Here is a 12,962-nt window from a genome sequence, read left to right as displayed (position 1 = left end):
TGCAGCATATGCGCTGCTGAGGGCCCAACACGCCGCCCTCAACTTGGGTTCCTGAAAAACTACAGGCCTCACGGCAGCAGGCGGTATCCCCCGCTTTCCGTGACCAGAAGGCGCGCGTTGGAGGGGTCCGGCTCGATCTTCTGGCGCAAACGATAGATATGCGTCTCGAGCGTATGGGTCGTCACGCCGGCGTTATATCCCCAGACCTCGTGCAGCAGAACATCGCGCGCGACCACACCATCGGTTGAGCGATAGAGAAACTTGAGAATATTCGTCTCTTTCTCGGTCAGGCGCACCTTTTGCCCGCCCTCGGTAACCAGAAGCTTGAGTGCGGGCCTGAAGCTGTATGGCCCCAGTTGAAACACTGCATCCTCAGATTTCTCATGCTGGCGCAATTGCGCGCGGATGCGTGCCAGCAGGACGGGAAACTTGAACGGCTTGGTGACATAGTCATTCGCGCCTGCGTCGAGGCCCAGAATGGTGTCGGCGTCGCCATCATGCCCGGTCAGCATCAGGATCGGGCTTTTCACCCCCTGCTTGCGCATCAGACGGCACAGCTCGCGCCCATCCGTATCCGGCAGGCCGACGTCGAGAATGATCAGGTCGTAATTGGAATCGCGCGCATGGGTCATCGCCTCGGCGCCGTTTCCGGCCTCGATCACGTCGAAATCCTCAGTCATCACCAATTGCTCACCCAGCGCCTCGCGCAGGTCCTCGTCATCATCAACAAGCAGGATTTTCTTGAGTTGCGCCATCTCGGTCTCCTCACGGTTGCTTGATCTCTAGATGCGCAGCCCATGCCCCGGCAGCAAGGAATGCGACATTCGATCACGGCCAAGTGTAGCATAAACGGGTTTTGTTTCATTTTCCGGTGAATGAGACTAGATGAGAGCGACCTTGGAAAGCACGCAGTGATGAGCCTGACACCTGACATCCTCCATCTTCTGGCACGCGCCCGTGCGGATCTGGCCATGGGTCTGCCCGTGGCCCTCGCCTCACAAGGGCAAGGTGCGATCATCGCGGCGGCCGAGACGCTTGACGCACAGCGCCTAGCGAGCTTGCGCGCGCTTGCGGACGCGCGCGGGGCGCAGGTGTCGCTCGCGGTGACGGCCCGGCGCGCCGAAACGCTTAAGGCGCGCGCCTATGACGGGGATCTGGCCCGCATCATCCTGCCGCAGGGCGCCGATCTGCGCTGGCTGCACGCCACCGCCAACCCGGAGGATGACCTGGCGACCCCGATGAAAGGCCCATTTCAAACCCTGCGCGGCGGCGAGACCGGGCTGCACCGCCTCGCCCTGTCGCTGGCCAAGGCGGCGCGCCTCTTGCCCGCGATGCTGGTCCTGCCTTTGGAGGACGCCGCAGAGCAAGCGCGCGCGGCCAACCTCACCATTCTTCCCGCCGAGGCGGCGGAGGCGGCGATGCGCCTTGCCAGCCCGCCCCACGGCGTCGTGAGCGCGCGTGTTCCCATTGAGGCCAGCCATGCCGGCCGCGTGCATGTCTTTCGCCCCGAGGATGGCAGCGAAGAGCATTACGCGATCGAGATCGGCAGCCCGCCCCGCGATGCGCCGGTGCTCGCGCGGCTCCATTCGGCCTGCTTTACCGGTGATGTGCTGGGCAGTCTCAAATGCGATTGCGGTCCGCAATTGCGCGCCGCGCTGGCGCAGATGGGACAGGAAGGCGCAGGCGTGCTGCTTTATCTCAATCAGGAAGGGCGCGGCATCGGCCTTGCCAACAAGATGCGCGCCTACAGCCTGCAGGATCAGGGGTTTGACACGGTCGAGGCCAATCACCGGCTGGGTTTCGAGGATGATGAGCGCGACTTTCGCATCGGAGCAGGCGTCCTGCGCAAGATGGGCTTTGGCACGGTGCGCCTGATGACGAACAACCCCGCCAAGATCGACATGATGCAGCGATCAGGCGTGGAGGTGGCCGAGCGCGTGCCGCTGAACGTGGGACAGACCGCGCAGAACGAGGGCTATCTGGCGACCAAGGCGCGCAAGTCGGGCCACATCCTGTAGCGTCGAGCGGATCGCCGTGAGTATTTTTTCCAAGATGAAACCGGGCGGGGAAGCTGCGCGGTGCGGAGTGCCTCAGCCGTAGCGCTGAATGAAATTGCGCACGATCCGTTGCGGGGCCGTCACATGCGATGCGCGGCACATCTCGATCAGGGCCTGCGCCTCTTCGGGCGGGAAATAGCCGTGGTAGCGATAGATACCGATACGCTCTTCGAAGGCGCGCGCATCCGCCTCGGGATGGAATTGCACCGCGTAGACATTTCGGCGGTAGCGCACCATCTGAAAAGGGCAGCGCGTTCCCTCGACCAGATGCACGCAGCCCTCGGGCAAGGCTTCGAGCGCCTCCTTGTGACCGACAAACGCATCGAAGCGGGGCGGCATCCCCTCCAGCAACGGATCGCTCTGGCCCGCCTCGGTCAGCGTGCACTCGGCGATGCCGACAGCCTCGCCGTAGCGGCCCTTGCCCACCGGCGCGCCCAAGTGGGCGCCGAGTATCCCGATGCCATAGCAGCATCCCAGAAAGGGAATGTCGCCGTCAGCGATGCGCGGCATGAGCGACAGGGCAGCAGCCTCGATCCGTGCATGGTCGGGTGATTTGTCCTGCGGCGCATCGCTGACACAGCCGGGCCCGCCGCCGATGATGACACCGGCGTAATCGGCCGGCTCAATGTCCTCGGGCAGCGCCTCGGCATCGAGGCGGATGCGATGCGTGCGCTCTTCGCAGATTCCGCCAGCCTTGAGGAGCGAGGCGAATTCGGCGTCGGACGCGTCCTGCTCGGGGCGCAGTTGCAGGATCAGGAACCGCTTCAATGCGCCTTGGCCCAATTGGCCCCCTGCCCGGCATCCACCGTGAGCGGCACCGACAGCTTGACCACGGGGTCTGACGCGCCCTCCATGACCTCGCGGGCGGCGGCGATGACATCGTCCACTGCGCCCTCATCCACCTCGAAGAGAAGTTCGTCGTGTACTTGCAGCAGCATCTTGCACGGCAGATCCTGAATGGCGTCCGGCATGCGGATCATGGCGCGGCGAATGACATCGGCGGCCGTGCCCTGAATGGGCGCGTTGATCGCCGCGCGTTTGGCAAATCCGGCGCGAGGGCCCTTGGCGCCGATCTCGGGGGTGTGGATCTTGCGGCCAAAGAGCGTCTGGACATAGCCGTGCTTTTTGCCGAACGCCACGGTGTCGTCCATGTAGTCGCGAATGCCGGGAAAACGCTCGAAATAGCGGTCGATGAAGCCCTGCGCCTCACCCCGCGGGATCCGCAGATTGCGCGCAAGGCCAAAGCCGGAAATGCCGTAGATCACGCCGAAATTGATCGCCTTGGCCTGACGGCGGATTTCGGGGGTCATGTCCTCCATCGACACATTGAACATCTCGGACGCGGTCATGGCGTGGATGTCCTGCCCGTCGCGAAACGCCTGCTTGAGCGCGTCGATTCCTGCCACATGCGCAAGGATGCGCAGCTCGATCTGGCTGTAGTCGAGGCTGACCAGAACGCGGCCCTCGGGCGCAACGAACGCCTCGCGGATCCGCCGCCCTTCTTCGCTGCGCACCGGAATGTTCTGCAAGTTCGGATCACTGGAGGCCAGCCGTCCCGTGTTCGCGCCCGCCTGCTGATAGGACGTATGAACGCGGCCGGTATCTGGGTCGATATGATCCTGAAGCGCATCGGTATAGGTCGATTTCAGCTTGGAGACCTGGCGCCAGTCCAGCACCCGGCCCGGCAGATCATGCTCGGTCGCCAGATCCTCCAGCACGTCGGCACCGGTGGCATAGGCGCCCGTCTTGCCGCGCTTGCCGCCGCCAAGGCCCATCTCGTCAAAGAGGATCTCGCCCAGTTGCTTGGGCGAGCCGACGTTGAACTTGCGCCCTGCCAGCTCGTGGATTTCCTCTTCGAGCGCGGCCATTTTCTGCGCGAAGGCGCCGGACATGCGGCTGAGAACATCGCGGTCCACCGCGATCCCGTTGCGCTCCATATGTGCCAGCACGGGCACCAAAGGCCGCTCGAGCGTTTCATAGACGCGCGTCACCTGGGCGCGGTGCAATTGCGGCTTCAGCACCGTCCAAAGACGCAGCGTGATATCCGCATCCTCGGCGGCATATTTCACCGCCTCGGCCACCGGCACGCGGTCAAAAGTGACGGCGGACTTTCCGCTGCCCAGCAGCGACTTGATCGGGATCGGCGTATGGTTCAGATACCGCTCGCTCAGCGCATCCATGCCATGCCCATGCAGACCGGCGTGCAGCGCGTATGAGATCAGCATCGTGTCGTCGAACGGACCCACCTCGATGCCGTAGCGCGCCAGCACCTTGGCATCATACTTCATGTTCTGGCCGATCTTGAGGATACTGGCGTCCTCCAGCACCGGCTTCAGCGCGGCCAGCGCCTCCTCCAGCCCCATTTGCCCCTCGGCCCGCGCGGCACCGCCAAAAAGATCGCCCTCCCCTTCGCCCTTGTGGGCCAGAGGGATATAGCAGGCCTGCCCCGGCTCGACGGCCAGCGACACGCCCACCAGATCGGCCTGCATTTCGTTAAGCGAGGTCGTCTCGGTATCGACGGCGACATGGCCCTTCGCGCGGATCCGCTCCAGCCAGACGCCGAGCGCGGCCATATCGGACACATGCTCGTATTTGGCGGGGTCGATCTCGGGCATCTCGGGCGCGCCCGCATCGGGCGCATCCTGGGGGGTGTCGTCAATCTCGGGGGGCTCGGCATTCATCGCCTCGGCGATGCGCTTGGTCAGGGTGCGGAACTCCATCTCGGCCAGAAACCCCAGCAGAATGTCAGGGTCCGGGTCGCGCACCTCCAGATCGTCGAGGCCAAAATCAAGCGGCGTGTCGCAATCCAGTTGGACAAGCTGGCGCGACAGACGGATTTGGTCGGCATGGTCGATCAGGGTCTGGCGACGCTTGGGCTGCTTGATCTCGCTTGCGCGGGCCAGCAGCGTATCGAGATCGCCAAATTCGTTGATCAAGAGCGCCGCCGTCTTGATCCCGATGCCCGGCGCACCCGGCACGTTGTCCACCGAATCCCCGGCAAGCGCCTGCACATCGACAACGCGGTCCGGTCCTACGCCGAATTTCTCCTCGACGCCCTCGGCGTCGATCAGACGGTTCTTCATCGCATCCAGCATCTCGACGCCCCCGCCGACGAGCTGCATCAGATCCTTGTCCGAACTGATGATCGTGACGCGCCCACCTGCCTCACGGGCCTGCACCGACAGAGTCGCGATGATGTCGTCGGCCTCGAACCCCTCGACCTCCTTGCAGGCGATGTTGAACGCCTCCGTAGCGCGCCGGGTCAGCGGGATTTGAGGGCGCAGATCCTCGGGCATCGCCTCGCGGTTGGCCTTGTACTCAGCATAAAGGTCATTGCGGAACGTGTGACTGCCCTTGTCAAAGATCACGGCCACATGGGTCGGGGCATCGTTGCCGTTGTTGCCCTCGACATAGCGTTGCAGCATGTTGCAAAAGCCCGACACGGCCCCGATGGGCAACCCGTCGGACTTGCGCGTCAAGGGCGGCAGCGCATGATAGGCGCGAAAGATGAAGGCCGAGCCGTCGATCAGATGCAGATGGCACCCTTTTCCAAATGACATGGCGATGCCTCCTGCGCACTGCGGCCAGCGTGTCCTGCGGCCAGTTCAATATGCCGCCAGTGTTTTTTCTTGGTCAAGAATACCCAAATCCCGGCCTGGCAGCGAACGGGCGGGCAGAAGCTTAAACCTTGCCCTCGAAATCGCGGTGAACCATCTTGCAGTCGCAATAGGGGCACTCGACCCAGCCGCGATACTGCGGGATCTGCAACCAGACGCGCGGATGACCAAGGCCCGGTCCGCTGCCGTCACAGGCGATGCGATACGCATCCACGATGCGCGTCTCTGGCGGTTTGGTCACCATCTGGGCGTTTCCTTTTGCCGGCACTTCCACTACGCGGTGTTTATGATGGAATGGCACGGCAGGGGCAAGGGGACCATGGCAGCGAATGCGATCGAAATAAGGGGCCTGCACAAGACATATGGCAGCGCCAAGGGATCGCCCCAAAAGGAGGCGCTGAAGGGTATTGACCTCGATATCCCCGCAGGGTCGGTCTTTGGCCTGCTCGGACCCAATGGCGCCGGGAAATCCACGCTCATCAACATTCTCGCCGGCCTCGTCATCAAGACCTCGGGCAAGGTGAACATCTGGGGCTTCGATCAGGACGTGAACCCGCGCCAGAGCCGGGCCGCCATCGGCGTCATGCCCCAGGAATTGAATCTCGATCCGTTTTTCACCCCGCGCGCCGCGCTCGAGGTGCAGGCGGGCCTTTACGGCGTGCCCAAATCGCAGCGCCGCAGCGACGAGATCCTCGCGCTCGTGGGTCTTGAGGACAAGGCCCATGCCTATGCGCGCACCCTGTCCGGCGGGATGCGCCGCCGCCTCCTTCTGGCCAAGGCGCTGGTGCATAGCCCCCGCGTTCTGGTTCTGGACGAGCCGACGGCAGGCGTCGATATCGAGTTGCGCCAGATGCTGTGGGAAAACGTGCGCAAGCTGAACGACGACGGCATGACGATCATCCTGACCACCCATTATCTGGAGGAAGCCGAGGCGATGTGCGACGAGATCGCCATCATCAACCACGGTGATCTGGTGGCGCGTGACAGCACGTCCAACCTTCTGGCGCAGCTCGACACGCGCAGCATGGTCATCATCCCGGACGGCGAGGTGAAGACCCTGCCACAAGCGCCGGGGATCGAGGTGACCCGCCGCGACGGGGGCGCGTTGTCGTTCAGTTATAGCGCGGGCCAAGTCAGCGCCGAGGCCGTCCTCGCCGCCGTGCGCGATGCCGGTATCCGCATTCGCGACGTGCGGACCGAGCAGGCGGATCTGCAAGATGTCTTTCTGGAACTCACGCGGAGCCGCTAAAAGGTAGCCGCATCGCCGACATCACCGCGCAGTAGGGCGATGGGGGCTTGCGGGCAAAGCCGCCCGGCCCGCTCACCCCTTGGCGAGCAGCCTGCCCAAGGGGCGACCGCCCAGCACATGCACATGCAGATGCGGCACCTCTTGCGCCCCATGCGGCCCGGCATTCGAGATCACGCGAAATCCGCCCGCCTCATCCGCCCCGTGCAGGCCACTGATGCGGCACACCTCACCGATGGCGCGGGTGAAATCGGCGATCTCCGCATCGCTCGCCTCGGCCGCGAAATGATCGTAGCTGACATAGGCACCCTTGGGGATCACCAGCACATGGACCGGGGCCTGCGGCGCGATATCATTGAAGGCAAGGCAATGCGCGCTCTCATACACGGTGTTGTTCGGAATCTCGCCGCGCAGGATCTTGGCAAAGATGTTCTGGTCGTCATAGGTGTAGGCCATGGTGCCTCCTCAATCAGCAAACAGGTGGTCGGTGCGCGCAATTCCGAGCGCCTGATCATATCCGATGCTCAGGAATTTCGAGATCGGGATGGCGTTTTCCTCGTCGCTGTCGGTTTCGCGCATGATGTAGTGATGCTCGAACTCAGCATCGCGGATCTTGTCACTCTCGAAGGTGGTCTCCCCCCGGATCGTCGGCAAGAGCCGCTCGAGCGTCTCGCCAGACGTCTGCTCGCCCGCGAGGCCAACGCGCATCGCGTGGCCGATCAGATACTCATCCGTAAAGACGCACTGGATTTCGAGCAGGCGCGTGGTCGAACGGTCGCCGCAGAAATCCTCGAGCAGATCCAGATTGCCGGGGTCCATGCAGACGATCATCCGGTCGGTATCATGGTAATCAAACAGCATCCGCATCAACGCGCGCCGATGGCGCGTCCGCTTGCCCAAGGTCGCCTGAATGCCGCCGAGATCGGGCAGGTTCGTGCCCTCTTCGTTAAAGAGGTATTCCGTCGCGGGCACATTGGTGACCTGCCGGATGGGATCCAGCAGGCGCTTGGCCACGTGCCATTTCTTGCACAGCACGATCATCAACTCGCGGTGACGGCCCAGCGTGCTCTCCGTCTCCCAGAACCGGCTGGCAAAGCGGCGGCCGATGCGGCCTCGCCCGGTCAGAAACGTGAAGAGGCTGCGCCCCTCGTTCGATATCTTGAACTCGGCCCGGTCATCGGCATAAAGCGCAGCCAGCCGCGCCTTCAACTCGGTCGCCTCCGGGCTGATCTTGCGCGCAAAGAGGAAATCCTGCCCCAAAAGCAGGTCGTAATGATCGTTGTAGAACGTCTGCGGCATCCCGTAATCGGTAAACATGAGAAAGGTCAGCGTCCGCGAGCGGATCTCGGCCTCGGGCACGATATGGCGCACAAGCGTCTGAAAGAACGTCTCGTCCGGGATCCATGTGGTGCGGAAAAAACGCATGACATCGCGCCGCTTGCGCGTGAAATCGAGAATCCACTCGATCGTGCGGCGGCGCAGACACCACCACTGGCTCCCGATCTGAACCTGGATATCACGCGGGATCTTGCGGCTCAGGCCCAGCCGGCGTTGAAGGTTGAAGGACGCGTCGAACAGCCATTTGTGTTTGCGCTCGTTAAAGAAGTGGCGGTAGATCAGCCGCTCTTCCTTCATGCCGGTCTTGATCCAGTCGCTCTCGAAATAATCAAAACTCTCGATGTAGTCGACATCCTCAGCGTCAAGGAAATCATGCGCATAGCGCGCCGATTTGATCGCGGCGCAATCACCGGACAGCATGTAGAAATGCGTGGCCCTTGGAAATGCGCGCACCGCCGCCTCGACCGCCAGCAGCGTCGCCTCGACAAGGCTCCACTCCCCCCAACCGCATTTGATGCGCTTCCTCGCAAAGCAGACATTCGGATTGTCGCGCAAGGCCGCCTTGATCTGGTGGAAATGCGCAGGGTCTGCCCGACCGTCGAAATGGATCGAAATGCAGTCGTCCACCGCTGTCAGCATCTGCGCTTGCGCGATCACCGCGGCCGGATCCTTGTGACACAACAATATGTAGGCAATTTTCGCCATATGGGAAACAGACTGCCCCTTGTTCCGCCGATTGTTTACAGTGATAATCGCGATCACGCGGTGATGAAACCACAATAATCTTGTTTTATCATGGCAAAGAACAATAAGTCCTGAACGGGACATCTGAGGTTTGGCAAAGGGCGGCGATCATGGGTTTTCCCGGCACATGGATGACGACCAGCGAAAGCGTGGTCTACCGGGTCGTTCCAAAATGCGCCTGCTCGACCATCGGCCAGATCATGTATTACTCCGACCACGGCGACTTCTTTGACGGCGACATCCACGACGCCAAGCAAGGCCTGCACAAATGGGCTCTCGACGAAAGCCAGCCGTTGATTTCGGCCAACGTCAAGTCGCACGAATCCTATGCGTTTACCTGTGTGCGCAACCCTTACACGCGCATCCTTTCCAGCTTCTTCGACAAGATCTGCGGCATCCAGCGCAACGGCAAGCGCTACCGCGGCAAGCTTGTCCCGCTCCTGGTGCAGAAATACGGAATCGAGGTCGGCGGCGACGACGGCAAAGAGGCGTTCGACCAGATTGCCAGCTTCCGGCGGTTCCTGCTTTTTGCACGCGACACCATTCGCTGGCGCCGCCCGATGGAGCCTGACATCCATTGGTCGGCCATGTCGGGCCATATCAGCACCTTCATCGTGAATGGCGGAACCTATGATCGCATCTTTTGGACCGAGGCGTTCAATGATGGCATGCAGGACGTGCTGAACGCGATCGAGACACCGCATGAGGTCGATCTGAAAACGATCCCCCGCTTCAACGAAAGCGAGGGGCACGGCCCCAAGCGCGCGCACCCGGTCGAGGATTACTTCGACGATCTGTCGATGCACCTCGTCTATGAGATCTACAAACAGGATTTCGAGCTGTTCAAATACGACTTTGCGGACCCCTCGAACAAGATGCCCACTGGCGAGATCGACCTAGACGAGGTTCACGCCAAGCTAGGCGAGTAACGCCGGGCCAGCCCAGCAGTTCTTGGGTGTTTATACAAAGAAACGCCACTGCGCTCTGTATAACCGACGCGCGCGCCGCGCCCCAAGCTGACGCCTCAGGTCAAAGACGCACCGCTTCAGGCTTTCTTAACCACCATCTGCCACGCTCATAGCTGCGGTCCAGGCTGGGCAGCCGATGACCGCTCAAGGAAAAGCCGCGCCCCGCTCCGGTTTGCATCGGCGACAGTCCGACCGACGCCGGCAGGCGGGGTGCGCACCCACAGCTTCATCTTGGCAAAAATACTCGAAATCCCAAGCGCACCGCAGGCGCGCCGCCCGATCAGACCAGACCCTCGGCGGCAAAGAGCGCCTTTATGTCCGCCTCGGGCCGGGCGCCGTAATGTGCAATCACCTCGGCAGCGGCAATACAGCCCATGCGCCCGGCAACATCCATCGGTGCGCCCGTCGCCAGACCATATAGAAACCCGGCCGCGAACTGATCGCCCGCACCTGTGGTATCCACGGGTGCGACATGCGTCACCGGCACGTCGATGCGCGTGCTGCCCTGGCGGATGATCACCCCGGCGCCCGAGCGGGTGCAGACGACCAGTGGCGTATCCTCTACGGCGCGGTCCAGTGCGTCGTCCAGCTGCCTCTCTTCATAAAGCGAGGCCCACTCGTGCTCATTGCCAATCACGTAATCAAGCCCCTTGATCAGTCCGCGAAAGTCATCGCGATGACGGTCGACGCAGAAGGGATCACTCAGCGATATCCCGGCCTTGCCCCCCGCCGTGCGGCAGGCGGCGGCGGCGGCGGCGAGTGCGGTCTTGCCTTGGGGCTTGTCGAAAAGGTAGCCTTCGAGCAGTAACAGCGCGGCCTGCTCGGCCACGCCTGACGGCACATCGTCTGAACTGAGCTCGGTTGAAATGCCAAGATACGTGTTCATGGACCGCTCACCGTCAGGCGAGACGAAAATCATGCAGCGCGAGGTCGGCAGCGCGCCGTCCACGGCTGGCGGATTGACGAAGTCGGCCCCGAGGCGCGTGAGGTCATGCGCGTAGGTGCGGCCCAGCTCATCGTCACGCACGCGCCCGACAAAGCCCGTCGCAAGGCCCAATGCCGCAAGGCCCGCAATCGTATTGGCAACCGAACCACCCGCACTCTGCGCGCGGTTGTCCATCGCCTCATAAAGGGCCTCGGCGCGGTCTTCGTCGATCAGCTGCATCACACCCTTTTCGATGCCCATGCGGTCCAGAAAAGCGTCATCACTCCGGCAGATCACATCGGTGACAGCGTTTCCGATGCCGATTGCGTGGTATTTTGTCATGATGCCGATTGCGTGGTATTTTGTCATTCGGTCTTGTCCTCATATGGGCATAAATCGCGGATCAGGCAGGTCGGGCACATGGGCTTGCGGGCCTTGCAATGGTAGCGGCCGTGCAGGATCAGCCAGTGATGCGCGTGGTTCTGGAAATCGGCGGGCACGTGGTCTTCGAGCGCGCGTTCGACTGCGACCACATCCTTGCCGGGGCAGATGCCGGTGCGGTTGCCGACACGAAAGATGTGCGTGTCGACCGCCTGCGCAGGCATGTTCCACCACATGTTCAGCACGACATTCGCGGTCTTGCGCCCGACGCCCGGCAGAGATTGCAGCGCGGCGCGCGAATTGGGCACCTCGCCGCCGTAGTCATCGACGAGGATCTGGCTCAGCTTCATCACGTTCTTGGCCTTCTGGCGGTAGAGCCCGATGGTCTTGATATGCTCGATCACGCCGTCCAGTCCCAGATCCAGCATCTTTTGCGGCGTATCAGCAACGGCAAACAGGCCGCGTGTCGCGCGATTGACGCCCACATCGGTCGCTTGGGCGCTCAGCGCGACGGCCACCACCAAGGTATAGACGTTCACATGCTCCAGCTCGCCCTCAGGCTCGGGCTGAGCCTCGGCAAAGCGCTCGAAAATCGCGCGGATCGTGTGGTAATCGAGTTGGCTGGTCATGATGCCGCTCGTAATGGCGGGATTTTCCGCAATGCGCAACATTCGGGTCGCCGAAGGCAGGTATGGCGCCTAGATTGGTCCCACGCAAAGGATACATGCCATGAACACGTCCGCCGATCAAAGCTATCATTTCAACGTCATGCGCCGCGCGATCGACGTGATAGATGCGGGCGGGCCGGGCATGAGCCTTGAGACCATGGCCGCGGAAATGGGAATGAGCGCCGCGCATTTTCAGCGCCTCTTTTCCACGTGGGCCGGCGTGTCACCCAAGCGGTATCAGCAATATCTGACGCTGGGCCACGCCAAGGCCCTTCTCAGCCAGCGCCATACCACGCTGGAGGCGGCGGATGCAGCGGGCCTCTCGGGCACCGGCCGCCTGCACGATCTGTTCTTGCGGTGGGAGGCGATGAGCCCCGGCGAGTTCGCCCGCCAAGGCGCAAACCTCACCATCTATTGGGGCTGGTTCGACAGCCCGTTCGGCCCCGCGCTGGTGATGGGCACAGATCGCGGCATCTGCGGCATCGGCTTTGCCGCCGAGGCCGGGGCCAAGGCAACCATGGCGGATCTGACTGCGCGCTGGCCCAAGGCGCAGTTTATCGAGGACGCCGCGCGCCTGCGGCCTTGGGCGCAGACGGCGTTTCAAGCAGGCGCCAGCGAGGCACCCCCTCTCTATCTCATCGGCGCGCCCTTCCAGATCAAGGTGTGGGAGGCGCTGCTGCAGATCCCGTCCGGGCATGTCACGACCTATGGCCAGATCGCCAAGGCCATTGGTCATCCCAAAGCGGTCCGCGCCGTCGGCACCGCCGTTGGACGCAATCCGATCAGCCTGCTGATCCCTTGCCACCGCGCGCTGCGCAAGTCGGGGGGCCTAGGCGGCTACCACTGGGGTCTGCCGGTCAAGCGGGGCATCCTCGCATGGGAATCGGCACGCGCCGAAGCATAGGCGAATTTGCGCGGATTGCTGCCGATTTTCACGGAAAACTGTATTGGGCATCCGGCCCCGCGTGCCTATAGTCGCGCCCAAGCCCCCAGTCCAGCGGGCATCACACCAAGAGGC

Annotated in this window: 12 protein-coding genes; 4 read left to right on the top strand and 8 right to left on the bottom strand. The window is 62.6% G+C overall.

Annotated features, from left to right (window positions below):
- Positions 1–68: 68 nt before the first annotated feature.
- Entirely contained in the window at positions 69–755 is a 687-nt protein-coding gene (locus tag V8352_RS12330) for a response regulator transcription factor (RefSeq protein ID WP_336424597.1), read from the bottom strand.
- A gap of 159 nt (positions 756–914) precedes the next feature.
- Here V8352_RS12330 and ribA point away from each other — a divergent pair, with 159 nt between their 5' ends.
- Complete coding sequence (gene ribA, locus V8352_RS12325) at positions 915–2,018, top strand: GTP cyclohydrolase II (protein ID WP_336424596.1); 1,104 nt, start codon at positions 915–917, stop codon at positions 2,016–2,018.
- 72 nt (positions 2,019–2,090) lie between these two features.
- Here the strand turns inward: ribA and V8352_RS12320 are convergent, their stop codons facing one another.
- From V8352_RS12320 to V8352_RS12310, 3 genes are all read right to left on the bottom strand, one after another.
- Positions 2,091–2,825 (bottom strand): glutamine amidotransferase, encoded by a 735-nt coding sequence (locus V8352_RS12320; RefSeq protein ID WP_336424595.1) that lies wholly within the window; start codon positions 2,823–2,825, stop codon positions 2,091–2,093.
- Positions 2,822–5,617, bottom strand: coding sequence for a DNA polymerase I (gene polA / locus V8352_RS12315; RefSeq protein WP_336424594.1), 2,796 nt, complete (start codon positions 5,615–5,617; stop codon positions 2,822–2,824). Before polA ends, V8352_RS12320 begins: the two co-directional genes overlap by 4 nt.
- A 121-nt stretch (positions 5,618–5,738) precedes the next feature.
- The gene (locus V8352_RS12310) at positions 5,739–5,918 is read right to left on the bottom strand and encodes a zinc-finger domain-containing protein (protein WP_336424593.1); all 180 of its coding nucleotides are present in this window, start codon (positions 5,916–5,918) and stop codon (positions 5,739–5,741) included.
- Between the two features lie 75 nt (positions 5,919–5,993).
- On the opposite strand from V8352_RS12310, the gene V8352_RS12305 reads away from it, so the two are divergent.
- On the top strand, positions 5,994–6,923 hold the full coding sequence (locus tag V8352_RS12305; protein ID WP_336424592.1) for an ABC transporter ATP-binding protein: 930 nt from the start codon (positions 5,994–5,996) through the stop codon (positions 6,921–6,923).
- A gap of 72 nt (positions 6,924–6,995) precedes the next feature.
- Here V8352_RS12305 and V8352_RS12300 read toward each other — a convergent pair whose 3' ends face one another.
- Positions 6,996–7,376 (bottom strand): HIT domain-containing protein, encoded by a 381-nt coding sequence (locus tag V8352_RS12300; protein WP_336424591.1) that lies wholly within the window; start codon positions 7,374–7,376, stop codon positions 6,996–6,998.
- Positions 7,377–7,385: 9 nt separating this feature from the next.
- Complete coding sequence (locus V8352_RS12295; RefSeq protein ID WP_336424590.1) at positions 7,386–8,963, bottom strand: DUF5928 domain-containing protein; 1,578 nt, start codon at positions 8,961–8,963, stop codon at positions 7,386–7,388.
- A gap of 149 nt (positions 8,964–9,112) precedes the next feature.
- Between V8352_RS12295 and V8352_RS12290 the strand changes: the two genes are divergently transcribed.
- Entirely contained in the window at positions 9,113–9,931 is an 819-nt protein-coding gene (locus V8352_RS12290; RefSeq protein WP_336424589.1) for a sulfotransferase family protein, read from the top strand.
- A 319-nt stretch (positions 9,932–10,250) separates the two neighbouring features.
- On the opposite strand, the gene V8352_RS12285 is transcribed toward V8352_RS12290, so the two are convergent.
- The gene (locus tag V8352_RS12285; RefSeq protein WP_336424588.1) at positions 10,251–11,237 is read right to left on the bottom strand and encodes an adenosine kinase; all 987 of its coding nucleotides are present in this window, start codon (positions 11,235–11,237) and stop codon (positions 10,251–10,253) included.
- Between the two features lie 23 nt (positions 11,238–11,260).
- Positions 11,261–11,905: an endonuclease III gene (gene nth, locus V8352_RS12280; RefSeq protein WP_336424587.1), complete on the bottom strand. Its 645-nt coding sequence runs from the start codon at positions 11,903–11,905 to the stop codon at positions 11,261–11,263.
- Between the two features lie 100 nt (positions 11,906–12,005).
- On the opposite strand from nth, the gene V8352_RS12275 reads away from it, so the two are divergent.
- Complete coding sequence (locus V8352_RS12275; protein ID WP_336424586.1) at positions 12,006–12,848, top strand: bifunctional helix-turn-helix domain-containing protein/methylated-DNA--[protein]-cysteine S-methyltransferase; 843 nt, start codon at positions 12,006–12,008, stop codon at positions 12,846–12,848.
- The last annotated feature ends 114 nt before the right edge of the window (positions 12,849–12,962 follow it).

It is taken from the genome of Roseovarius sp. D0-M9 (assembly GCF_037083805.1).
Taxonomy (GTDB): Bacteria; Pseudomonadota; Alphaproteobacteria; order Rhodobacterales; family Rhodobacteraceae; genus Roseovarius.
This window is presented reverse-complemented; position numbering and strand designations above follow the sequence as displayed.